The 24,081-nt window shown below is 54.1% G+C and carries 22 protein-coding genes and 1 pseudogene; 8 read left to right on the top strand and 15 right to left on the bottom strand.

Features of this window, described 5'->3' with window-relative positions:
* Positions 1-30 precede the first annotated feature (30 nt).
* Positions 31-2,388, top strand: coding sequence for a heavy metal translocating P-type ATPase (locus BLU46_RS16265; protein WP_024014913.1), 2,358 nt, complete (start codon positions 31-33; stop codon positions 2,386-2,388).
* A 20-nt stretch (positions 2,389-2,408) separates the two neighbouring features.
* Here the strand turns inward: BLU46_RS16265 and BLU46_RS16260 are convergent, their stop codons facing one another.
* The 4 genes from BLU46_RS16260 to BLU46_RS16245 are packed head-to-tail and all read right to left on the bottom strand — an operon-like array spanning position 2,409 to position 4,239.
* Positions 2,409-2,609, bottom strand: a complete 201-nt coding sequence (locus tag BLU46_RS16260; RefSeq protein WP_019816980.1) for a DUF1289 domain-containing protein — start codon at positions 2,607-2,609, stop codon at positions 2,409-2,411.
* A gap of 2 nt (positions 2,610-2,611) precedes the next feature.
* Complete coding sequence (locus tag BLU46_RS16255; protein WP_045061253.1) at positions 2,612-2,983, bottom strand: hypothetical protein; 372 nt, start codon at positions 2,981-2,983, stop codon at positions 2,612-2,614.
* Between the two features lie 39 nt (positions 2,984-3,022).
* Complete coding sequence (gene dmeF / locus BLU46_RS16250) at positions 3,023-3,943, bottom strand: CDF family Co(II)/Ni(II) efflux transporter DmeF (protein ID WP_093203443.1); 921 nt, start codon at positions 3,941-3,943, stop codon at positions 3,023-3,025.
* A gap of 20 nt (positions 3,944-3,963) precedes the next feature.
* Positions 3,964-4,239: a metal/formaldehyde-sensitive transcriptional repressor gene (locus BLU46_RS16245; protein ID WP_073470825.1), complete on the bottom strand. Its 276-nt coding sequence runs from the start codon at positions 4,237-4,239 to the stop codon at positions 3,964-3,966.
* A gap of 358 nt (positions 4,240-4,597) precedes the next feature.
* On the opposite strand from BLU46_RS16245, the gene BLU46_RS16240 reads away from it, so the two are divergent.
* Positions 4,598-4,798, top strand: coding sequence for a heavy-metal-associated domain-containing protein (locus tag BLU46_RS16240; RefSeq protein WP_047292961.1), 201 nt, complete (start codon positions 4,598-4,600; stop codon positions 4,796-4,798).
* Between the two features lie 110 nt (positions 4,799-4,908).
* Here the strand turns inward: BLU46_RS16240 and flgB are convergent, their stop codons facing one another.
* Positions 4,909-5,322 (bottom strand): flagellar basal body rod protein FlgB, encoded by a 414-nt coding sequence (flgB, locus tag BLU46_RS16235; RefSeq protein ID WP_019816894.1) that lies wholly within the window; start codon positions 5,320-5,322, stop codon positions 4,909-4,911.
* Positions 5,323-5,705: 383 nt separating this feature from the next.
* Here flgB and BLU46_RS16230 point away from each other — a divergent pair, with 383 nt between their 5' ends.
* The 6 genes from BLU46_RS16230 (at position 5,706) to BLU46_RS16210 (ending at position 10,495) form a co-directional block, all read left to right on the top strand.
* Entirely contained in the window at positions 5,706-5,912 is a 207-nt protein-coding gene (locus tag BLU46_RS16230; protein WP_019816895.1) for a co-regulatory protein PtrA N-terminal domain-containing protein, read from the top strand.
* Positions 5,913-6,089: 177 nt separating this feature from the next.
* On the top strand, positions 6,090-8,018 hold the full coding sequence (locus BLU46_RS16225) for a copper resistance system multicopper oxidase (protein ID WP_093203440.1): 1,929 nt from the start codon (positions 6,090-6,092) through the stop codon (positions 8,016-8,018).
* A gap of 12 nt (positions 8,019-8,030) precedes the next feature.
* Positions 8,031-8,279, top strand: coding sequence for a hypothetical protein (locus BLU46_RS32865; RefSeq protein ID WP_143170045.1), 249 nt, complete (start codon positions 8,031-8,033; stop codon positions 8,277-8,279).
* On the top strand, positions 8,251-9,225 hold the full coding sequence (locus tag BLU46_RS16220; protein ID WP_172834542.1) for a copper resistance protein B: 975 nt from the start codon (positions 8,251-8,253) through the stop codon (positions 9,223-9,225). Before BLU46_RS32865 ends, BLU46_RS16220 begins: the two co-directional genes overlap by 29 nt.
* A gap of 9 nt (positions 9,226-9,234) precedes the next feature.
* Positions 9,235-10,038: a c-type cytochrome gene (locus BLU46_RS16215; protein WP_093203437.1), complete on the top strand. Its 804-nt coding sequence runs from the start codon at positions 9,235-9,237 to the stop codon at positions 10,036-10,038.
* On the top strand, positions 10,028-10,495 hold the full coding sequence (locus BLU46_RS16210) for a DUF411 domain-containing protein (protein ID WP_093203435.1): 468 nt from the start codon (positions 10,028-10,030) through the stop codon (positions 10,493-10,495). Before BLU46_RS16215 ends, BLU46_RS16210 begins: the two co-directional genes overlap by 11 nt.
* A 305-nt stretch (positions 10,496-10,800) precedes the next feature.
* Here the strand turns inward: BLU46_RS16210 and BLU46_RS16200 are convergent, their stop codons facing one another.
* The 10 genes and pseudogenes from BLU46_RS16200 to glmU all read right to left on the bottom strand — a co-directional run bounded on the left by BLU46_RS16200 (position 10,801) and on the right by glmU (position 23,972).
* Positions 10,801-11,133 carry a DUF2790 domain-containing protein gene (locus BLU46_RS16200; protein WP_062386549.1) on the bottom strand — a complete coding sequence of 111 codons (333 nt, stop codon included), beginning with the start codon at positions 11,131-11,133 and terminating at the stop codon, positions 10,801-10,803.
* A 187-nt stretch (positions 11,134-11,320) separates the two neighbouring features.
* Positions 11,321-12,355, bottom strand: a complete 1,035-nt coding sequence (locus BLU46_RS33220; protein ID WP_231988899.1) for a transposase — start codon at positions 12,353-12,355, stop codon at positions 11,321-11,323.
* Between the two features lie 147 nt (positions 12,356-12,502).
* A pseudogene (locus BLU46_RS33215) lies at positions 12,503-12,952 on the bottom strand (TniQ family protein); the annotation flags it as partial.
* A 371-nt stretch (positions 12,953-13,323) separates the two neighbouring features.
* Positions 13,324-14,991 carry a TnsD family Tn7-like transposition protein gene (locus BLU46_RS16190; protein WP_093203430.1) on the bottom strand — a complete coding sequence of 556 codons (1,668 nt, stop codon included), beginning with the start codon at positions 14,989-14,991 and terminating at the stop codon, positions 13,324-13,326.
* A gap of 16 nt (positions 14,992-15,007) precedes the next feature.
* Positions 15,008-16,468, bottom strand: a complete 1,461-nt coding sequence (locus BLU46_RS16185; RefSeq protein ID WP_093203427.1) for an ATP-binding protein — start codon at positions 16,466-16,468, stop codon at positions 15,008-15,010.
* Positions 16,465-18,633, bottom strand: a complete 2,169-nt coding sequence (locus BLU46_RS16180) for a Mu transposase C-terminal domain-containing protein (RefSeq protein WP_093203425.1) — start codon at positions 18,631-18,633, stop codon at positions 16,465-16,467. The genes BLU46_RS16185 and BLU46_RS16180 overlap by 4 nt, the downstream gene beginning before the upstream one ends.
* The gene (locus BLU46_RS16175; RefSeq protein WP_093203422.1) at positions 18,630-19,484 is read right to left on the bottom strand and encodes a TnsA endonuclease N-terminal domain-containing protein; all 855 of its coding nucleotides are present in this window, start codon (positions 19,482-19,484) and stop codon (positions 18,630-18,632) included. The genes BLU46_RS16180 and BLU46_RS16175 overlap by 4 nt, the downstream gene beginning before the upstream one ends.
* Positions 19,485-19,765: 281 nt before the next feature.
* A complete protein-coding gene (glmS, locus tag BLU46_RS16170) occupies positions 19,766-21,598 on the bottom strand; it encodes a glutamine--fructose-6-phosphate transaminase (isomerizing) (protein WP_093203419.1) in 1,833 nt (610 codons plus the stop codon).
* A gap of 10 nt (positions 21,599-21,608) precedes the next feature.
* Positions 21,609-22,376, bottom strand: coding sequence for a DeoR/GlpR family DNA-binding transcription regulator (locus BLU46_RS16165; RefSeq protein ID WP_063033752.1), 768 nt, complete (start codon positions 22,374-22,376; stop codon positions 21,609-21,611).
* 228 nt (positions 22,377-22,604) lie between these two features.
* A complete protein-coding gene (gene glmU, locus BLU46_RS16160; protein ID WP_093203416.1) occupies positions 22,605-23,972 on the bottom strand; it encodes a bifunctional UDP-N-acetylglucosamine diphosphorylase/glucosamine-1-phosphate N-acetyltransferase GlmU in 1,368 nt (455 codons plus the stop codon).
* Between the last annotated feature and the right edge of the window lie 109 nt (positions 23,973-24,081).

The following is a 24,081-nucleotide window of genomic DNA, read 5'->3' as shown; positions in this document are numbered from 1 at the left end:
TTCTAGTAGCACCTTACAAGGGGAATAGACATGCCTACCACCTCTGGCCATCACGACCATAATCACACCCATGCTGCTTCCCGGGATGATGCTGATCTACATGACCCGGTGTGTGGAATGGCAGTCACTTCGTCGAGTAAATTTGCTGAGACTTACCAAGGACAGACGTATCGGTTCTGTAGCCTGAAATGTCAGGAGAAGTTTCGAGCGGACCCTGAGCGCTACAGTGGCCACGTGGTGCGCAACGAGTCAGGCAGCACAACGCCGGAGTCTGCGGTACAAACGGGCACTGAATTTACGTGCCCGATGCATCCTGAAATACGGCAGACCGGCCCCGGTAACTGTCCTAAATGTGGCATGGCACTAGAGCCTGTCATGCCGGCGCTTGATGAAGAAGAAAATCCTGAACTCCGGGATTTCAATCGCCGCTTCTGGTGGTCGCTGCCCTTAACCGTGGTCGTAACCGTGCTCGCGATGGCGGGTCACTCGTTACAACTTCTTCATGGTTCGGCTCAAAACTGGATCGAGTTCGCTCTGGCGACACCCGTGACCTTATGGGCAGGATGGCCTTTTTTTGTAAGGGGACTGGCCTCGGTTAAAAATCGCAGTCCCAACATGTGGACTCTGATTGGGTTGGGCACCGCCGCAGCTTATCTGTACAGCGTCATAGCAACGCTCTTCCCCCAAAGTTTTCCCTCCAATTTCATGCAAGATGGACGTATCGGCGTTTACTTCGAAGCGGCAGCGGTCATCATCTCGCTCACGTTGCTTGGCCAGATCCTTGAGCTCAAAGCCCGATCACAAACTTCCGCCGCCATTAAGTCTCTTCTCGGCCTTTCGCCCAAAACTGCACGCCGGATCAATGCCGATGGCCAGGAGGAAGACATTCCTCTCACACATGTGCACCTGGGAGACCACTTACGGGTCAGACCGGGTGAAAAGGTGCCAGTTGATGGTTCGGTACTTGAGGGTGAAAGTGCGGTGGATGAGTCGATGCTCACTGGCGAGCCAGTCCCGGTAATGAAGAAAGCTGGAGATAGCCTGATCGGCGCCACGCTGAATACGCATGGGAGCCTGGTGATGGAGGCCCAGAAGGTCGGTGCCGAAACCATGCTGTCCCAGATCGTACAGATGGTCGCGAGAGCTCAGCGTTCCAAGGCGCCGATGCAACGAATGGCCGACTCGATTGCCGGCTACTTCGTGATGGGTGTTATCGCGATTGCGATAATGACATTTATCGGTTGGGGGCTTTTCGGCCCTGAGCCCAGTTGGGTGTTTGGTCTAATCAACGCTGTCGCCGTGCTGATCATCGCTTGTCCCTGTGCGTTGGGACTTGCTACGCCTATGTCGATCATGGTGTCGACAGGTAAAGCAGCCAGCATGGGTGTTTTGTTCAGAGATGCCAGTGCAATTGAAAGCCTTTGCAGAATCGACACGCTGATTGTCGACAAGACAGGCACCCTGACAGAGGGACGGCCCGTGTTTCACAGCGTGGAGGCCACTCCCACCTTCAATCCCGACGACGTCCTTCACCTGGCTGCCAGCCTTGATCAGGGCAGCGAGCATCCTTTAGCACATGCGATCGTCGATCACGCCCGAGCCGAGAACATAAAGCTCACCAAGCCCGAATCCTTTGAGTCGGATTCGGGTATCGGCGTCAGTGGCGTTGTCGATGGCAAGAAGCTCCAGCTGGGGAACACAGCGTTGATGGAAGCCGCAGGCGTGAGCACCAACTCCCTACAAGAGCGCGCTGAGGTGTTGCGACTTGACGGCATCAGTATTATCTACCTCGCCGTCGACGGCGCATTGGCAGGTTTGTTGGCCGTATCAGATCCGATCAAGCCAACCTCAAAAGAGGCCGTCACCAAGCTTAAGGCTCACAACGTGAAAATCATCATGGCTACTGGGGACGGGCTTACTACCGCTCGGGCTGTCGCCAGGGAGATGGGGATTGAAGAGGTCCACGGTGAAGTCAAACCCCAAGACAAGGAACGTCTGGTGGCAGACCTACAGCAACACGGGCGAAAAGTGGCCATGGCAGGTGACGGTATCAACGATGCTCCGGCCCTGGCGCGAGCAGATGTGGGGATAGCCATGGGAACGGGGACTGACGTGGCGATGAATAGCGCGCAACTCACGCTGGTCAAAGGTGACCTGATGGGGATCTTACGAGCACGAGCTCTTTCGGTCGCCACAGTTAAAAACATGCGCCAGAATTTGGGCTTTGCTTTTCTCTACAACTCAATGGGTATACCTCTTGCCGCTGGTTTGCTCTATCCATTGACGGGGCACCTCCTGTCGCCAATGATCGCTGCCATAGCCATGAGCGTCAGTTCCGCGTCGGTAGTTTTCAATGCATTGAGGCTGAGGAATACCCGAGTTGACTGACCTTCAAAATTGCAGCGGTTTTAACTCGGGGGGAATGGCGATCCATGTGCTTTCTTCAATCCCTTTAAGCGCGCATTCGCCCTTTGCACAGCGGCCATTTTTTCGGGCCGCTTCATGCGCTTCCACTTTCTGATGTCTTCCTTATTCCGCCCGCAGCTCACACACAGATCACCACTGAGTTGGCAAACCGAGATACAAGGATTCTCGATTTCTTTTGCCATGGTCAGTCCCCCTTAGCTTTATGTAGTTGAGCCACGCGACGTTTCCAGTCGCCTATGTGCGTGCGTTGGCACTCTTGCTCCGAGTCAAAGCGGACATTGCGGTCTGAAACAGGCAGGTCAAGATTGGCCTCTTTCAAGGCGATCGCCGTCAACTCAAAGATGCGGGCCTTCGCATCAATCTCGGCCCGCTTCCTGTCAGCCAGGGTTTCGAACACCCAGATGACCTTTAGGGTTTCAGCCAACGCACTTAGGTCAGCGGTGTGAGTGAGCCAAATAAAGCCCTTTATCTCGTCCTTTGCTGTTTCGCACGCGTCGGTGAGCGTGACGATCAACTGGCGCTCGATTCGAGCCAGCTCACGTTTACCGGGCGGCATCGGTGTTTCCTATAGAGGCTGTGCTGGACAGGCGCTGAGTCATGTTTGTCGGAACTCGACGGTCAGGTGGCTGACTTCGTGAACCGGTTTGAGACGTTCACGAATGCTGTCGGCGTTCACAGTGGCTTCACCTAGAACGCTGACGATCGCCGCGCGCGCTTGAGGACCCACCCTCCAAACGTGCAAGTCTGTAATGGTAGCGCCACCCGGTTTCTCAACGAGTTCGCGGATTTCCTCGGCAACGTGGGCGTCGGTCTGATCGAGCAACACGCCCGCAGTTACCCCCATCAAGGTCCAGGCCCAACGCGCGATAACGATAGCGCCGACGATACCCATGACCGGGTCGAGCCACACCCAGCCCAGATACCGACCGGCAAGCAATGCAGCGATGGCCAGAATCGACGTCAACGCGTCTGCAATGACATGGACATAGGCGGACCTCAAGTTGTTGTCGTTTCCGTTGTGGGCATGAGGGTGATCGTGATCGTGGTCGTGGTCGTGGTCGTGCCCATGCCCCAGCAGCAGGGCACTGACAATGTTGACGAGCAAACCGACAACGGCGATGAGGGTCGCGGTGCCAAATTGAACCGGTGTTGGCTGCAACAAACGCATGACCGATTCAACGCCAATGCCCAACGCAACAATGCCGAGAATCAGCGCCGAGGCGAACCCGCCCAAGTCTCCAACCTTTCCTGTACCGAAACTGTAGCGCTGGCTGGTAGCGTGGCGTTTTGCGTATCCGTAAGCGGCCGCCGCGATGCCCAATGCGCCGGCATGGGTTGCCATGTGGAAGCCATCGGCCAGTAACGCCATCGAACCCGTGATATAGCCGGCGGTGATCTCCCCGATCATCATTACCACCGTGAGTGCTACAACCCAAAGCGTACGCTTGGCATTCTCGTCGTGCGCTGAGCCTAGAAACACGTGGTCGTGTGTGTAATCGATGTCTGTCCTGCTCATACGTGTTTACCTGGATGCATTCACTTGGAGTACCGGCGGATAGCTTCAAGAAGCTCTTCGACGCCCTTGTTACGCTCTTCTTCGCTGAGCGCAGGGTTCGCGACATGCTCTCGTGCGTGATCCTCGATGATCTCTTCCATCAGCCCGTTGATGGCACCCCGAGTGGCCGCAACAAGATGGAGTGTCTTGGCGCAGTCGAGATCCGATTCCAATGCTCGTTCAACAGCTTGAATCTGTCCGGCAATACGTTTTACGCGTTTAAGAAGATCGTCTTTGTGTGATGCGATGTGGCCCACGTGATACCCCCCTGGCTATATTAGCTCGCATGATAGGCGTACCCCCTATACCTATGCAAGGTTCGCGGGAGGACAGATCAAAGCTGTTTGACGGAACGAGAGGCTTACAAAATCGAGGGATCAAGCAAGAGAGCCGCAATGTGCCGTTAGGCGACCTCAACCGACCAGGGCCATAGGGCGCACTGGTCGAATCCGTTCAAACGGTAGTGAGCTGATTAACAACCGGGTGGTCAAGTTTGTGAAATTTCTCGAAATGACGCTCACGGCCTTGATTAGATAATTGTTGACCTTGCCACGGTGTCAACGTCGATGCTTTAGCTGCGGGGAAAAGACACCGCTCAGCACGAGGATAATTAACATGGTCGTCTTAGATGTATCAGGCATTGGTTGCGGCAGCTGCGTCGGCAAAATCACCAGAGCGATCCAGGCACTGGACGGCAACGCTACGGTCTCAGTCGATCGATCAACCGGTAAGGTGAGTGTTGAAAGTAGCGAAAACGCGGAACAGCTTCGTAAAGCTGTGGAGGCGGTTGGCTTTCCTTCCAAGATCAGCCATTGAACGGAGATTCCTGCTCCTGAGTAGAGCGCCGTCTGATGGTGAATACCTTTGAATCCGAAAGTACCTGAGCCGCTGTATCGGCCAAAGTTGGCTCGCATGCGCCTATGCTGCTAGTCACCGCGCAGAGCTTTGAGCAAACCCTTGAATGCTCCATTTAGCCGAGTAAAAGCGGCATCGAAACGTATTGCGTTTTCTGTGTATTTGGCGACCTCGACCTGCTGATCGACAGTATTTTGGTCCAAGGCAGGCTGAGCCGGCGTGCTGTAAAGCAAGTCGCGCCCGTATATAGCCACCGCCGATTCTTTCTTAAGAAAATGCTTTGCGTTTGTTGTTTTCAAAGAAAACGCAGTGGTAGCAGGTTCTTTGGTTTGGCTGGCGAGCACAGTAGAAAAATCCAAGTCCTGGGCTTTGAAGTTCGGAGTGTCAGCGTTCGCGATATTGTTACTCAAGATCTCAGCTCTTTGGCCACGATAAACTAACGCTCTTTCTGCGGAGCCTAATGCTTTCTCAAAATTAATACTCACAATTAATCACCCTCGGTGGCATTACTATCTTCTGTGATCATTGAACATTCAGCTGTTGCAGCAGCGCATTCAAGTCTCCTATTAATTTTAATGGAGAGACCTAGAACATCGCCTCCGTGAGAATTAATGGAACCCAAAGCAATGATTACACTTCAATCTTATATTCAATAAAAGTCGCGCAATGCGAAAAGATGGAGACCATACGTATTAAATAGCGTGTACTTCAAGAAAAATATCCCAAACTGACACAACTGTAATATTGGCCTAAGCTTCCTGACAGGGGGTGTCTCTTATAGTCCAACTGAGTCTATTGCTCACCCCCAAAGAGTCCAATCCATGATGTGATTCAGAGGGGATATTTTCACACATCTGAGGTAGCCCATATGAACACCATCAAAACCTTGTTCGTCGTCGCAGCGCTGACTGTTTCCACTCTGGCCATGGCTGAAGGCGGTGGTGACCGGACTTTCGCACGTATGGAAGTGGCCAGGACGAATTCGATGGAATCGTACCAGGTAGCTCAAACGCAGAGCGCTCAACCGCCTGTCGCTGAAAGCAAAGCCAAAGCGATGGATCATAAAAACTGCTGAACGATTAGGCACGCGGCCAAGCTGACAGAAATGTAATCACGAAGGTGGTTTAGATGTGGCAATTTCTAAGCTCGCCTGCAATGAAAAATTCGTCTTTTTTTCGGTAAGCGAAGCTCATCTTGCCAACTCACGGGTTGATTTGAACGGCTCCCTTTTGACTGATTGGAAATAAACGGCATGCATTCCAAAACCTCTAGACGGACATTCGTTAAAGGCCTGGCCGCCGGCGGCATCCTTGGCGGCCTTGGTCTGTGGCGCACTCCTGTATGGGCAGTGACCAGTCCAGGCCTGCCGAGCGTCCTCACCGGCAACGAATTTGATCTGTTTATTGGTGAAACGCCGGTAAACATCACTGGCTCGCCGCGCACAGCCATGACCATCAATGGCTCGTTGCCGGGGCCTTTGCTGCGTTGGCGCGAAGGGGAGACGGTCACTCTGCGCGTGAAGAACCGTCTGGATCAAGACACCTCCATCCACTGGCACGGCATTATTTTGCCTGCCAACATGGATGGCGTACCGGGTTTGAGCTTCCACGGCATCGCGCCCGACGGCATGTACGAATACAAGTTCAAGGTGCATCAAAACGGCACGTACTGGTACCACAGCCATTCTGGGTTGCAAGAGCAGGCAGGTGTTTACGGGCCAATAGTCATCGATTCGAAAGAGCCTGAGCCGTTTCAATACAATCGCGACTATGTGGTGATGCTGACTGACTGGACCGATGAGGATCCTGGTCGCGTCATGGCCAAACTCAAGAAACAATCGGACTACTACAACCACCACAAACGTACCGTGGGCGACTTCATCGACGACGTCAGCAAGCAAGGTTGGTCTGCTGCCGTCGCCGACCGAAAAATGTGGGCCGAAATGAAAATGAACCCAACTGATCTGGCAGACGTCAGCGGGGATACCTACACCTACCTCATGAATGGCCAAGCGCCGAACGGCAACTGGACCGGTATTTTTAAGCCTGGCGAGAAGCTACGCCTGCGCTTTATCAATGGCTCAGCGATGAGCTATTTCGATGTTCGCATTCCTGGTTTGAAAATGACCGTGGTGGCGGCCGACGGCCAATATGTCCAACCAGTCAGTGTCGATGAATTCCGAATCGCCGTGGCAGAAACCTATGATGTGATTGTTGAGCCTGCCACCGAGGAGGCTTACACAATCTTTGCCCAGTCCATGGATAGAACCGGCCATGCGCGGGGGACCTTGGCAGTTCGTGAAGGACTGAAAGCACCGGTACCGGCGATCGATCCGCGTCCGCTGTTGACCATGGATGACATGGGCATGGGCGGTATGGCTGGCATGGACCATGGCAGCATGGCTGGCATGGATCACAGCAAGATGCAGGGAATGGACGAAGGTGGCATGACCGGGATGACCGGCATGGACAGTGGTGACATGACCAATATGGCCAGCATGGACCATAGCAAGATGGCAGGTATGGACAAAGGTGACATGTCCAACATGGCCGGCATGGACCACAGCAAGATGGCGGGGATGGACAAAGGTGACATGCCCAACATGGCCGGCATGGATCACAGCCAGATGGGAGGCATGGGGGGCATGGGAGGCGAGATGCAATCTCACCCAGCGTCCGAAACCAACAACCCGTTGGTTGACATGCAGGCCATGAACCCAACGCCAAAACTGAACGATCCAGGTATCGGTTTGCGGAACAACGGTCGACGCGTGCTCACTTACTCAGATCTGAAGAGCACTTTCCAGGACCCTGATGGCCGAGAGCCCAATCGCACCATTGAGCTGCATCTGACCGGTCACATGGAAAAGTTTTCCTGGTCCTTCAACGGCATCAAATTTTCTGATGCTGAGCCCCTTCGCCTCAAGTACGGGGAGCGTCTTCGCATCACCTTGGTAAACGACACCATGATGACGCACCCCATCCACCTTCATGGAATGTGGAGCGACCTTGAAGATGAAAACGGCAAGTTCATGGTACGTAAGCACACAATCGACATGCCACCGGGTACCAAGCGCAGCTATCGAGTCACCGCCGATGCTTTAGGTCGCTGGGCCTATCACTGCCACCTGCTTTTCCATATGGAAATGGGCATGTTCCGTGAAGTACGGGTTGATGAGTAAAGGAGACGATCTGTGAGCACACACCTAAATCGTAAATCGCTGGTCGGTTGCCTCTTTGCCTTTGGCCTGATGGGTGGATTCTCCTGCGTAGCATTGGCAGTCGAAGAACGTGGTGATCCTTCACCTGCTACTTCTGCGGATGCGCCGAACAAGACTGCGACCACGTCAAACGAGGCAACGCCGAATCACGCGACGATGCCTCATACCAAGATGCGCCATGAGTCGATGGATCATGACCAAGAAAACAAGAAGGCGGATTGAGATCATGACCAGGAATTTTTTACGCCCAACGTTGATGGTATTGGCAGTTTCTACGAGTCCTGTCTTCTTTGCCGTGGCTCACGCCGCTGAAGAGATGGATCACTCCAAGATGAACCATGGCTCCATGGGAGCGATGGACCATAGCAACATGGGGGCTATGGACCACAGCAAGATGAAAATGGACGACGGTCAAATGACCGGCATGGAAAGTATGGATGAAGGGACGACGGCAACCAGTCGAACCCCTATCCCCGTTCTTACCGATGCTGACCGTGCAGCCGCCTTCCCAGATGTCGCTGGTCATGGTGTCCACGACAAAACAATCAACTCTTTCATGCTGCTGGATAAGTTTGAATACCAGGATGCTGACAACGGTAGTGCGTTGGCCTGGGATGCGAAAGGATGGATCGGCGGTGACAGTGATCGACTGTGGTTGCGCTCGGAAGGCGAACGTACCAATGGCGTGACGGAAAGCGCTGAATTATCCGCGCTCTGGGGGCACTCCATCGGACCGTGGTGGGACGTCGTCACCGGTGTACGACAGGATTTCAAACCAGGGTCTCCTCAAACCTGGGCCGCACTCGGCATTCAGGGCATGGCCCTATACAACTTCGAGGCCGAAGCAACTGCCTACATCGGTGAGAACGGTCAATCGGCTGCTCGGCTGGAAGGCGATTACGACATTCTGCTGACGAATCGATTGATTTTGCAGCCGACGGCCGAGGTCAATTTTTACGGGAAGAATGACCCTCAGCGCGGCATCGGGTCCGGAGTAGCCAACACCGAAGTGGGGCTCCGATTGCGTTATGAGATTGTGCGCCAATTTGCCCCTTATATCGGGGTGAGTTGGAGCCGTTCCTATGGCAATACGGCAGACTTTGCACGTGAGGAAGGTGAAGATGCCAGCGAGGCACGCTTTGTCGCCGGTATTCGGATGTGGTTTTGAGAACCAAGTATGAAAATAACGCTGAAGGCACTGATAGCTGCTGGTCTGGCCACCGTAGCAGCGGCTGCCGGCGCGGTGTATTTCGGCGTGATCAATGTCGGGGCGGATGACCCGCACTCCGCTCCCGTCTACGCGCTACTTTCTATTGCTCGGGATCGCTCGATCGAAGTGCGCTCGCGCAACATTCAGGTCCCCGACCTGAGCCAAGAAGCCCTCATCCGTGAAGGTGCTGGCAACTACAACTCGATGTGTGTCGGTTGCCATTTAGCTCCGGGCCTTACAGGCACCGAACTGAGTAACAGCCTTTACCCCGCACCTCCGAACCTTTCGAAACTGGGCGTCGATGGGCACCCAGCCGCAGCTTTTTGGATCATCAAGCACGGCATCAAATCCACCGGCATGCCCGCGTGGGGCAAAAGCATGGCCGATCCCTACATATGGGGGATGGTCGCATTTCTCCAGCAACTTCCGTCACTGGATGCAGAGCAATACAAAGCTCTGATCACGAGTAGCGGTGGCCATCAACACGGTGGTGGCGAAAGCGTGATGCACAACCATGAGGGTCAGCATGGAACGACCCAGGGGCAAAGTGGCGCAGGTGCTGCCAACCAAAGGGCGGAAGTCCGCGCTCATGATGACGAGAAAAACACGGCACATGCCCATGGCCCCTCCCCAGCGCCGTCTGCAAATGAGCCTGTTGACCACGCCGATCATAAGGTTAGGGAAGCTTCAGATGATGCGGCCCCGACTCCAACCGTACAGCCCAAATCACATACACATACTGATGGGAAGGAACATACCCATGCGAAATAACTCTCTTCGTCGCAGACGGGCACTTCGTCTCGCTGCTCTCGTGGCTCTGTTCATCAGTTCAGCCAGTCACGCAGCAGAGCCATTGACGATCGATGTACATCGCGACGCTAATTGCGGGTGCTGCAAGAAATGGATCCAGCACCTTGAAGCCAGCGGCTTTACCGTCGTTGATCACGTGGAAACCAACATGAGCGCGATCAAGCGCGGTCTCGGGATTTCTCCTGAGCTCTCGTCTTGTCACACAGCAACCATCAACGGAAAGTTTGCTGAAGGTCACGTGCCCGCCGAGCAAATCATTGCGATGAGCAAACGTGATGACCTGCTCGGGATTGCCGTTCCAGGCATGCCGGCCGGCTCCCCAGGAATGGATGTGGACGGGAAACATGACGCGTATAAGGTAATCGGCTTGTCAAAGGCAGGCACAGACCACGTCGTTGCTGAATACCCCGAAAACTGATCTTCTAATCTTGCTCCTGCATGGTGAGGGTCATGCCCGTGCAGAGGACATAGCTCATTTCGAACGTAAAAAAGGCGCCACTAGGGCGCCTAAACCACCTCCCAAACCAAAGGAAAAACAAGGAGGCGGGATGTATCAGGTAGTCGAGAAATTGTTTACTGTACGTTAGACACACTTCAACTGACGGACATGATTTCATAAAATGGATTACTTCAGGCTTTCCTGAAAATTACTTCTACGTCAGCGAGCAGTAAGCTAGTTTCGGACAAAGGAGAATTATGCAGTTCTTAAATAATTTTCATTGTCTAGCTTCCATGGGGGCAGTTGTCGGCCATGACCTTATATTCCACGGTGTTAAGCTTGCCCATAGAGTCTTCATAGGTCATGCGCGAAGGAGCAACCCCACAGGTTTTATTGGCTTGCGTGACACTGACGACCTTCTGGATATCGAGGTTCATACCATATTCATAATGAACAACTTCAGGAGGAGTCTTGCCGTTCTTTGAGGCGTATTGTTCCATTGCTTGTTGGTTCTCTTGCATCATTCGACCATACACGCGGTCACCGCCTCCTTCAGCCATGGCTAATGAAGATAAGGTCAAAATCGAAGCGGCGTAAAACGCTTTCACTGCTGTCATTGCTTTCATGATGTTCTCCTAAAGCTCAATTTACTGAGTTAAAGAGTAACAAGTGAAAGCTTTCAGAAAGCTGCCGCGAAGGTTACTAATGTGAAAGGTTGACGCTACCCCGCGTTTACGCTTTCAAGCCAGATGGGATTTTTGTTAACACCAAAGTTTGGCAGACGCTGACGGAACAAAGATGCCCTCAAAAGCTTATTTGAACCGATGGTCCCTCCCAATTCCTCGATACGCCGGTAGACCTGAGCAGGGCCTCCGCGTCGACCCCGGTTCTTGCCAGGCTTTCCAGATCCCACTCGAAGAAACTGCAAAAAGCCAGGAAAACCTTGCTTGATACCGCTGAGGTCAATCTTACCGTCGAGTAATTCACGGGGAGCTTCATCCTGATGAGTTCAGAGACAGTCCACACTAAAGTTCTTAGACGGAAATGCCATACTGACTCCTGATGAATCTTGATCTGTTGATAAGTAAGAGGGAACCTCTGCTTGCGTAGATCCAGCTCATGAGGTAACGAACCTGGGAGCAGCGATTGCAAATTCCGAATGTTCACTCTCTTCGGATCTTTCGTAACTTTATACAGCTCATCTACGCCCGCTTCGATAAGGGCTGCATAGGCGTCGTCTCTAGAATCGATGGACTTTTCGACCTTAACTGTAGCTTTTTTAGGTGCATGGAGTTTTGCCATTAACCATGCGTTATCATTTTCTAGAATCCATTGCGTAGGTTTGTACGCCTTCTTCCAGAGGTACTCGATATCGGCATCGGTACGTAGCGCTAAAAGCAACTCGATTTTTTGGCGATATCTAGTTTTTTGGCTAAGACGCGATTCTTCGACTTTGGGCGCTCGCGGAGAAACAGCGGCACTCAGCAGGATAGACTCATTCTTCAGAGCCTCTTCAAAGCCATCTGCACTGGAAAACAAATGAAGAGCAATGATCAAATGCCGCGCGAGCGGCATATTTAGCTGACCTTTGTCTGATTTGAGCCGGATCCATTGCTCATGCTTCCCGGTGTTATAGGCCGGATCAATTTGCGCCAAAAGCTCGTCGCCGTAAGCGCTTTGGATGCTGTCGAATAGTTTTGCAATACCCGCATTTTTTCCGAAAATGAATCCGCGCTTCTTGCATTGGCGGACGTAGCAAGAACTCAATACCGTACTGCCTATCGGAGGAATATTGCGTTGCAAGATATCGTGTGCGAACAGAGCGACTTTCTGTTCCATCTTTGAACCCTTGTGAGTCGCTGCGCTGTTTAAGGGGCTCCAGCCGCATGCACATGGCTCAGTCAGATTGGGAAGTAGCTTCAATTTTCGGTAGAACGGACGGGAGCACTCGGGGCAGGAATGGATCAATGCGTCGCCATGACGCCAACAGACGGCAACACCGGGTATCTGGTGAGATCTATGCCAGTAGGCAGAACCCCGATCAATCAAATCCTCCTGAACGCAGGTAGGACAAAGCTTGGCCTTGCCATGGGTGGACTCTTCTCTACGGGGCACCCGTACCACCCCGTCATAACCCAGTGGCCCTACGTCGTTCTCCGGCCCCTGCTTAACGCCAAGAAACGGCCGGTAAGCAGGAAAAGTAGTATTGCTACTGATCAACTCTGCGAGATTGCTCTCCGATTGCCCCGGCAGCCTGTGCGCGAGCCTCTCGATCTGTTTGGGTACGATGCCACCAATGCAAAAGGGTTTCGATGCGAACAAATCGCGGTAGGTTTCCGTCGCGGTTCTGTTACCTGACAGATAGTGATATCGGGTGACACGAGAGTAAAGCATTTCATCCGGCATCGAAACGGGGAAAAATAATAGATCAGACATCATTTACCGATTAAAGGTAGGGCTCGAAGAGAATGTGCATCCGGGGGCAGTATATATGCAACCCCTAAAATTCTGCATCCGGTCTGGATTTGAAATGACAAAGCCGCTCAACTTTGAATCGTAGTGAATTCATCTAAATCCTGCCGCGCCCGTATTCCTCGAATACAAAACACGTATCGATAAACCCGCGTAGGTCAGCCCATGCCGGTTGCAAAACTATTTCGGTTGATCGCGGGTTAGTACGTTTACATGCTGATCGTGATGGTATGCCGGACCTTTTCTGGAGGTGAATTTTTTCATTAACAGAAAAACAATGTGTTCACGGTGAATTGATTTAGAACTTTTTTAGATGGAGAGAATGCCCGGCTCGATTACAGCGGGGGCCGAATGCTCGCGACTCTGTAGAGCGAAGAACGTGATATAGGCTTGCCCTCCGAGAACAATTGGCGTCTAGCCCATCGCAGACGCCTATCGTGAAAGTCTTCGATTGGTTCACATACTTTTTCGAGCATTGCAGCACAGAGAGGAAGCTTGCAGAGCTGCTTTTCGAAGCGAGAAAGAACATGAAGCTCCCGACCAATCCTGGTACGCGAAATGCGGACAGGCTTACCCGCGAGAGCATAAAGCGTGTCGGCACACTGACGGACTTCGCCGGACAGTCTCGCATCGAGGGCAGCGAACATTTCGGCGCTATTCAGACGGGGCGTACGATGGGGGCTTGGGTTTGCAGTTGACTCCGAAAGCCACTGTCTGTCGTGACGATACAGCCACGCATACACCCTGCATGCATGTGCTTTGTACAATCGATAATCAGCCTCGAAAGCCGCGCGTCTTGCGCATAGCTCAATGTGAAATCGCGCCTCCCTCCAAGCATCTTGCCCGCCGGGTACATTTCGGATGTGACGATAGACATACGCTGATGAAACGCCTAGAACGACAGCGATCTTTTTGGCATCAGCTCCTTCAAGAGCATGTTCCCACACAGCGGCTGACGAACAGTCCAGGCCTTCACCAGGCATCACCGGAGAAAGGCGCGCGTGAAGCCGAATGTGAGCTTTCGGATCACATGCCACCGCCTGTTTCACAGGGCATTGACCATGCAGCAAGCTCACCATTTCAACGCCCAGAGCACCGGCCAATAAGATGTATTTGAGCGGATGGTGAGAGGTTATAGGCGTACGAAGCAGCTTCGTGACCCATGAGGCGGGTGTACCTGCACGAACATCTCCGAGTATAGAAAATTCCCATTCTCGCGGGAGTGTGGCAAAAAAATCGGCCATGTGCTGCGCCAGCATGTGCAGGTGCAAGCGATGGTTATCAGAAGCAAGGTTGAGCTGCGTTGCCCTTTGTAAAAGCGTGTAGCGCACCGCCTCCGCCGACAAAGCAGTGACTTCAGACTCGAGGACCTGAAGTGAGCGCAACGCTATTTCGTGAAGCGGTGGCATGCACCGCAACGGGGTGTCGAGATGTACCGTGTGTGCTTGCACATTCTCATCACTCGGCAGATTAAGTTGTCGAGAGCTGCGGCTTAACCAGCGAGGATCAAGGATCCTGAGTGACGTACCGTGATGCGGACATACCAGCACGCCTGGAAGCATGTGGACCCTGTGCCAGTAAGCAACTCCCCGTTGAGCCTGATCTTGGGCAATACATTCTGGGCATAACCGCACTCGGGAGGCGAATCCAATACGGCTCGCGTTGACGCCCAGCTTTAACATCAAGCCTTTCCCATCAGCGGTCATCAGTGTCCGAGCTTGTTCAACCTGGCTCATCCTCAAAAACGGCGCATAGTAGGGTAATAATGTGTGGCGCATGAGGACCTCGGCTACCGATAGCTCGGTACCGCTGGGTAGCGCGTCGACAAAATCCCCTAGATGGCTCGGGAATGCCACATTTTGCGAAAATGCTGCCGCCGATTTCAGTCCGGCAAATGCTGCTTGGCAATTACGAACACCGCAAAGACGGGCATAACGAGAAATCACGCTATGCAGCGTCTCGTCGGGAAACGCGGCGGGGAAGAAATGGAGTTTAAGCTGCACTTCACCCCCCTCCTACTCACGCTTTGTGATAGATCGGTGAGAACTCAAACAGGTCCTCGTTGAGCCAGCCCGCAGCGCGCAGAGCGTCGAGGGGAGCGTCATGTTCGCTAAGCGCTTTAGCCTCTGAGTTTTCCACAGCAGTAGCAATCGGCGATGGGTGATCTTTCGCAAGAATGGTTGGAGATGGGTCTGCCGGTTTCTCACGGGATACAACGCTTCGAAGCAAGGTGAGGCGATCCTCTCGTGCCAATCCATCGAAGACCATCATTTCGCTCAGTTGATCCTCAATCGGCAGCAAATCGTCAAACTGTCTCATCCGCTTCGGATCACGGCTACGCAGGGCTGAAAGGGCTGGCTTTAGAATCTGCATTTTTGAGTTGCTTACCTTCACCATGACCTCAGCAGTCAAACACTCCGAACCGCTCTGGACCGCATAACGCTGACTCAATACCAGAAGCTTGACCAGGAAATCTGTCACGCCTTGAGTGTGTTCATACAGCGTGTCAAAAATCTCGTCGGTCAGCTCAGCAGTCTGCTTGCACCACTGATAGCTCCATAGATTTTCGACCAACAACCGCCACTCCTCATCATCCTTTTCGAATCGTTTGAATTCGAGCGTGCCGGCACCACAGACTCGGCGGGCAGTCCGCATGGCTTCTGAGAACAGGCTAATTGTCGAGTTCGTGCCACTGAAAACCACCGGGATACCGATGTTGTTTACCAAGTGCAGGAAAAAATTCAGCATGCTCTCTTTACCACCGGTTTTCGCCAGGTGGAGGTTTTGCAGCTCGTCGATCAGCAAGGCGCCGATGAAAAACGTGCTGGCCACCTGCTCCATCTGTTGCAGCGCATCATTGATGTTTCGATGCCTGTAGCGCTTGTGGTAGTCCTTATCTCCTAGAGCGTCACCCACCGCATAAAAAAACTGCTGGCAAAACCCAGCCAGCGATCCATCCCGAGGGCAGTCAAGCTTCAGCCATGTGATTTGGGTATGAACAAACTGCTTTCCCTCATAGCGCTCATGACGGATTGTCTGTGGATAAAGGCTCAAGATGGCGTGGAGTGCCGTTGACTTGCCAATGCCGCTCAGGCCGACGACGGTAAACGTTTCTGCAGTGGACTTGAACGCATCGTGGTAACGCTGAGCCCCAGATAAAGAATGCAAATGCCGGACGGTAGCGGGCGACATCGGGTTACGCCCAACATACCCTCGACGAATGAGCAGTGAGAACAGGGCCTCCAGTTCCAGATGTAGCAAAAACGGCTGTACCACGGTTCTTAGCCGGTCGATACAGTGAATTCGAGTGGCTCCTTCGAGCGTCAGCTCTTTCGGATCCACCGGCTGAGGAAAATTCGAGATCAGCTCAACAGCCGCGGCCTCCGACAATATCGGAGGCAAAGCTTCGATAAGCGGGTTACCCGCATACTCACTAATGTCCTGTCTGACGTAATTGGCAAACGTCTGTGCACCTTTCATTTTGCCTGTCCTGGCCGAATTCTTTTGAGCAAATCGATAACCTGCGCAGTCCGCTCGCCGGCATATGAATCATGCGCTTTCGGTGTCAATTCAGATTGAAGTGAAGCTGGCTCCGCCCTAACGCCTTCAGGAACAACCGCATTTTCACGCTCACGGAGACGTTCTTCTGCGCGGTTCTCGCGGATGTTTCCAGTGGCCTCTGCCTTGGTGGGCGGAGCAGGTTCCAGTTTTCGTTCTGCGAGTGCATGACTGATGATCTGGTGGACCTGATCGCTAAGCTGCACACGGCTTTCCAGCTCGGCTCGCCGGCGAGTAGGCGGTTTTTGGCGATAGGCTTCGAGCAGATCAAAAATCTCGTCCGAGCGGTAATTCGCGTAACCGGCATCCGATCGTCGAAGATCACAACGGATAAACTGCTTGGCCTCTCCCTGAATCCAAATGTATGCCGCCGAGTTCGGATCGAACCAACACTCTATTGACCAAACGCCCCCTTTGCGAGCCTTGGCAAACCAATCTTTCTCTATGGCCATATCACACACGTAGTGCATGCCGCGAAACATAACCCCACCCTTTTGAACGGTCGCGCGCTCGCGAGGCAAGAGATGGAGGTAAACCAGCTCGTCAGGACGTTTGTTGGATTCGATCAGGTCGTTGTCGCAGGCCCAATTCCATATCCCGTTGGGTGTAGGTTCAACGCCGTCATTCATCATCGCCTGCGTCAGTCGTTCAGGCTGTCGATGGTGCCCGTTATAGTGGAGTACGCACTTGATGAGGATTTGGGTGAACTCTTTGAGATTCAGCGTGGCATCGAGCCGGTAATCTCGCTCGCCTCGCTCTTTGTCTCGCGCTGCTACCCCGCCAGGTAGCCATCTGATACCCGTCAAATCATTCAAAATGCCAAACCGACTTTCCACCATAGGCTTCCAATCCGGCCGATAAGGCGGCGCAGTGCCCATCTCAATTCCCAATCCTGACGATAGCCCCTCTGCTGCGAGTGACAGCATCTCTCCTCGGTCGGCGTAAATCTGGTGGGGCAGGTGGTGACAATTCCAATCATCTGCATTGATTTCGACGCCGTTCTGAGCGCAGAACTCGACTTTGGAGGTAAACGCGTTGAACAGCGCTTGCCTGGCCCCATTCCAACTAGGGCCCTCCAATCCTACATAGAGACCAGCAATCATTCCGGAGAAGCTATCCACAACGATATAAACTACGGGCCGGCCAATGAGCATCCGCCTGGAGTAGCTGTTGACCAAATAAATATCGGCAATAGTCGCGTCGATCTCGAACTGATGACAGGGTCCACGCAGCCAATCGCGAACGGTACCTGAAAGCGGACGGCAGTCCTTTAACCATCTCCTCAATCCTTTACGGCCACGCTCGGTTGCAATCTCGTCGAAAAAAATCTGTCCCCAATATTGGAACTGCCTCAAGCTGGGGAGTTCTGAACCAGGCAACAAACGAAGCTCTTCTTCACTGTTTTTAGAGATGTCTCGGACTGAGTAAAATCGTCTCAACATTTCGTCATATGCGCTCGAAATGGAAGATTTCTTATCTCTTACATAAAGAGCATATCCAACACGGATGCATCGTTTATCAACCGCACTGAGCATCTTGGAAGGCGAAGTAAGAACGCCTTGAAATTTAGGCTTTCGCCCTGGTGGCCTGCTCGGATCATATTTTCTATCGGCAACACCTACCGCCGTATAATTATTTAGCAATGAGTTGCGAACTTGACCATAAAACCAATATCGGTAAAGAAGCCGATAGATCGTTTTCCGCTGGATTCCGAGCTCTGACGCCCGTCTGCTAACAAGGCGGCCTAACTCACCTCGTACAAATATTTGTCCCGGGTATTCAGGATCTAATAGAGGGGCGATGACGGCCCACTTTTCGTCCCGGCCTTGCTTGGCTCTCTCATCCAACTGTTCCTCAAGCACAAGCATAAACTCGGGCGTGGTGATGGCTGCTGGTTTGGTGTGACCAGACGCTATCGAGCGACGCAGCTCCTCCAGACCAACCGCGTACGGCTGCCGGGGTGGGTCAGCTAGATCCATCAAAACTGCTAAATCATGCGTTTCATCCTGGTAAAGGAGCCTGGCTATCGTAGCAATGACCGACAGATCGGTTACAGGCTCGAAAACGTCATTAACGAGAACAGTCATGACATTTTCTCCTTCAACGATACTTGGACAGGGCTCGGTGAAACTTCGAAGCCAGGAACTAGACCAGTAAGGTGGAGAGGAGTGTTAACCAAATCGATTTTCAGTATCTTGTTCCAAACCAGATGAAAGAAAATTGCTTGAGCGTCTATATAGGAAATGGACAGAAGTGATGCTATTTTTCTTAGACAGGTGGCCAAGGTCCACGAATATTCCCGGCTGTTTACAAGGCACTCGATAAAATTCGAATGCAACGGCGTTTTCATTAAATCACGAGAGAGCTTCGAGTACCTCCTGATTAGTCCAAGATTTTTAATCAAATCTCGTGTAAAAAACTCGTCTGTTACGATTTTCCAATCAACACCTTGGCTTTCCCAAAAACGCTTTTCAATTTCAAGTTTTTCAAGCGTTCTTTTACTTCCGTTGCCAATTAAATCTGAACGATACTTCACCGTCCTAGCTACCGATTTGAAGTTTCCGCTCGGGTCCTTAACAGTTAACAGGAAGTCTGTTGTCATCACATAAGGCAGTGTTGTTCTAGGGTATCTTGGATAGCGTACATCGATCGCCGACGCTATCGCTTGCGCACGCTCTGTGGGTAGTAAAGGGTATTGCTCCCGGATATCCACGACGTCTTCAGAAAATTCACACACAAGGAAGTAGGAACGCTCGAGATCTGACAGAAGGTGATGAATCCTCTCGATCTTCACACCTTGAATCTTGTGCGAACGACCTATCGACGGGACATCTTGTACCCGCAGCCAAGGCACGTAGCTTGCCCCGGCGCCTTCGCCAAATCCATTTGCAATGTGCCGTTCAATGTCCTGCTGTGATGCAAATTTACGACCTCGCAACCCACGCCTCCTCAGTCGATGCGGACCGCTTCACCTCGCGTCGAGAAAAAGTCGTAGAAGGACACGACCGCCAAAGCGGCCGCATTCAAAACATTTTCCAGACTACACCCGCTGAAAGTTGAAGCGATGAATCCAGACCAAAGGGAAAGCCTGGAAAGGAAAACCCCCGTAGATACGGGGGTTTGAGCCTTGTGTCAATCTATGTTCATGCGTGTCAAACTTTATTGTTTTGTGTCAATCTTTATTGTTGAAAACCAGGGTTTTGGTGGTTCGGGTGCGGCTTATTCCACCGTCACCGACTTCGCCAGGTTACGCGGCTGGTCAACGTCGGTGCCCTTCAGCACAGCCACGTAATACGACAGCAGCTGCAGTGGGATGGTGTAGAGGATCGGCGACAGGGTGTCGTGAATGTGCGGCATGTTGATGACGTGAGTGCCTTCGCCATTGGTCATGCCAGCCTTCTCGTCCGCGAACACGATCAGTTGACCGCCACGGGCGCGCACTTCCTGCAGGTTGGATTTGAGCTTCTCCAGCAGTTCGTTGTTCGGCGCGACGGTAACGACTGGCATGTCGTCATCCACCAGGGCCAACGGGCCGTGCTTCAGCTCACCGGCTGGGTAGGCTTCGGCGTGGATGTAGGAGATTTCCTTGAGCTTGAGCGAACCTTCCATCGCCACCGGGTATTGCGCGCCACGGCCGAGGAACAGGGTGTGGTGTTTGTCGGCGAACAGCTCGGCAACTTTTTCCACGGTGCTGTCCATGGCCAGTGCTTCGCCCAGGCGGGCCGGCAGGCGGCGCAGTTCTTCGACCAGGTGCGCCTCGACGCCTTCGCCCAGGGTGCCGCGAACCTGGCCCAGAGACAGGGTCAGCAGCAACAGCCCGACCAACTGGGTGGTAAAGGCTTTGGTGGAGGCCACGCCGATTTCACGACCGGCCTGGGTCAGCAGGGTCAGGTCGGACTCACGCACCAGGGAGCTGATGCCGACGTTGCAGATTGCCAGACTGCCGAGGAAGCCAAGTTCCTTGGCGTTGCGCAGGGCGGCCAGGGTGTCGGCGGTTTCACCGGACTGGGAGATGGTCACGAACAGGGTGTCGGGTTGCACCACCACCTTGCGGTAGCGGAATTCGCTGGCGACTTCGACCTGGCACGGGATGCCGGCCAGTTCTTCCAGCCAATAACGGGCAACCATGCCGGCGTGGTAGCTGGTACCGCAGGCGACAATTTGCACGTTGCGCACTTTGGCGAACAGTTCGGCGGCTTGCGGGCCGAAGGCTTGCACCAACACCTGGTTCTGGCTCAGGCGGCCTTCCAGGGTGCGTTGCACCACGGCCGGTTGCTCGTGGATTTCCTTGAGCATGAAGTGGCGGAACTCGCCCTTGTCGGCGGCTTCGGCGCCGTCGCGGTACTGCACGGCTTCACGTTCCACGGATTGGCCGTTGACGTCCCAGATGGACACGCTTTCACGGCGGATCTCGGCGATGTCGCCTTCTTCCAAGTACATGAAGCGGTCGGTAACCTGGCGCAGGGCCAGTTGGTCGGAGGCGAGGAAGTTCTCACCCAGGCCCAGGCCGATCACCAACGGGCTGCCACTGCGGGCGGCGACCAGGCGGTCGGGCTGGCTGGCGCTGATCACGGCCAGGCCATAGGCGCCGTGCAGTTCCTTGACAGTGGCCTTGAGGGCATTGGTCAGGTCACCAAGGTCCTTGAGCTTGTGGTTCAGCAGGTGGGCGATGACTTCGGTGTCGGTGTCCGAGGTGAAGACATAACCCTGGCCCTTGAGCTGTTCACGCAGCACTTCGTGGTTTTCGATGATGCCGTTGTGCACAACCGCCAGGTCACCGGAGAAGTGCGGGTGAGCGTTGCGTTCACACGGTGCACCGTGGGTGGCCCAACGGGTGTGGGCGATACCCAGGCGGCCTACCAGCGGCTCACCAGCCAGTGCCTGTTCCAGTTCGCTGACCTTGCCCGGGCGACGCATGCGCTCAAGCTTGCCGGCGTTGGTGAAAAGCGCCACACCGGCGCTGTCGTAGCCACGGTATTCCAGGCGTTTGAGGCCTTCGAGCAAAATGGCGGTGACGTTTCGTTCAGCGACTGCGCCAACAATTCCACACATGGTTTCTCTCCTAGATGACTGCCGCGCAAATCAGCGTGATGCCGCGGGCTTGAATCTGGTCGCGGGCCTCAAGCGGCAGGCGATCATCGGTAATAAGGGTATGGACGCTGCTCCAGGGCAGTTCCAGGTTGGGGATCTTGCGGCCAATCTTGTCGGACTCGACCATCACCACCACTTCGCGGGCGACCTCGGCCATGACGCGGCTCAGGCCCAGCAATTCGTTGAAGGTGGTGGTACCGCGCTCCAGGTCGATGCCATCGGCACCAATGAAGAGCTGGTCGAAGTCGTAGGAACGCAGTACTTGCTCGGCGACCTGGCCCTGGAACGAGTCCGAATGCGGGTCCCAGGTGCCGCCGGTCATCAACAACACCGGCTCGTGTTCCAGTTCGCTCAAGGCGCTGGCCACGTGCAGGGAGTTGGTCATCACCACCAGGCCGGGTTGCTGGCCCAGTTCGGGGATCATGGCGGCGGTGGTGCTGCCGCTGTCGATGATGATGCGTGCGTGTTCCCGCAAGCGCCTGACGGCCGCACGGGCGATGGCGCGCTTGTAGGCAGAAATGGGCTGGGCCGGATCACCGACCAATTCCTGAGGCATGGTGATGGCGCCGCCGTAGCGACGCAGCAACAGGCCGTTACTTTCGAGGGCGGCCAGGTCCTTGCGGATGGTCACTTCCGAGGTTTCGAAACGTTTGGCCAATTCGTCCACGCTGACTTCGCCTTGCTCGGTGAGCATGGCAAGGATGTTGTGGCGACGTTGGGGTGTATTTCGTTTCGACATGGTGATGATAAGTTTCGTTTCGAAAGATAACGAAGGCAATCAAAACCTATTCAATCAAAATGGTCAAGCATGCGACTGAGTTTTTTGAATCAACACAGATAAAAATGTGGGAGCGGGCTTGCTCGCGAAAGCGGTGTGTCAGTCAGCGCATGTATCAACCGAAAGACCGCCTTCGCGAGCAAGCCCGCACACACATGAGTACTACAGTGATTCAGGGGTGTGGATAACTCAGGTCTTCTTGATTTTGACCGGGCGCTTCCAGCCGTCGATGTTGCGCTGGCGGGCGCGGGCTACGGCCAGTTGGGACTTATCCACATCCTGGTTGATGGTTGAGCCTGCCGCCGTATTCGAACCATCACCAATGGTGACGGGCGCGATCAATGAGTTGTTGGAGCCAATAAATACGTCTTCACCAATGGTCGTCTGGTACTTATTGGCGCCATCGTAGTTACAGGTAATAGCGCCGGCGCCGATATTGCTGCGTGCACCAATCACTGCATCACCGAGGTAGGCCAGGTGTCCTGCCTTGGCGTCGTCGCCCATCCGGGCGTTTTTCAGTTCTACAAAGTTACCCACATGGGCGCGGGCGCCCAGCACGCTGCCCGGACGCAAACGCGCGAACGGACCGGCATCACTGCCCTCGCCCATCACCGCACCGTCGATATGGCTGTTGGCCTTGATCACCACACCTTTGCGCAGGGTACTGTCCTTGATCACGCAGTTCGGGCCGATCACCACGTCGTCTTCAATGACCACGCGGCCTTCGAGGATCACGTTGATATCGATCAGCACGTCGCGGCCTACGGTGACATCACCCCGCACATCGAAACGTGCCGGATCACGCAGCGTCACGCCCAGCGCCATCAGGCGGCGGCCTTCACGCAGTTGATAGTGACGCTCCAGCTCCGCCAGTTGCTTGCGGTCGTTGGCACCCTGCACTTCCATCGGGTCGTGGGGCTGTTCGGTGGCGACCACCAGGCCATCGCTGACGGCCATCTCGATGACGTCGGTCAGGTAGTACTCGCCCTGGGCATTGTTGTTGGACAAGCGGCTCATCCAGTCGGCCAGGCGATCAGCCGGAACCGCGAGGATGCCGGTGTTGCCTTCAGTGATGGCGCGCTGGGCTTCGCTGGCGTCCTTGTGCTCGACGATGGCGGCGACCTTGCCATCAGCGTTGCGCACGATGCGACCGTAGCCGGTCGGGTCGTCCAGTTCGACGGTGAGCAGACCCATCTGGCCTGGCACTACGTGTTGGAGCAGGCGCTGCAAGGTTTCCACTTCGATCAGCGGCACGTCACCGTAGAGAATCAGCACGGTGTCGGCCTTGATGAACGGCACGGCTTGCGCAGTGGCATGGCCCGTACCCAATTGCTTGTCCTGCAATACGAAATTCAGGTCATCCGCCGCCAGACGCTCACGCACCACATCGGCACCGTGGCCGATCACCACGTGAATGCGCTGTGGATCCAGCTGCCGGGCGCTGTGGATAACATGGCCAAGCATGGAGTTGCCGGCAACCGGGTGCAGCACCTTGGGCAGGGCCGAACGCATGCGGGTGCCCTGGCCTGCGGCAAGAATTACGATTTCGAGAGACATGAATGGCTACCAATCCTGGGCGGTCAGACTTCAGACCAAAGAAGTGTTTTGCAAAAAAAGAAAAAGGGTAGCCGAGGCTACCCTTTTTAATCAATCACGCATGAGGCTT

The sequence above is a fragment of the Pseudomonas yamanorum genome (assembly GCF_900105735.1).
In the GTDB taxonomy this organism is placed as follows: Bacteria; Pseudomonadota; Gammaproteobacteria; order Pseudomonadales; family Pseudomonadaceae; genus Aquipseudomonas; species Aquipseudomonas yamanorum.
The sequence above is the reverse complement of the archived record's forward strand: the minus strand, read 5'-3'. Positions and strand labels throughout refer to the sequence as shown.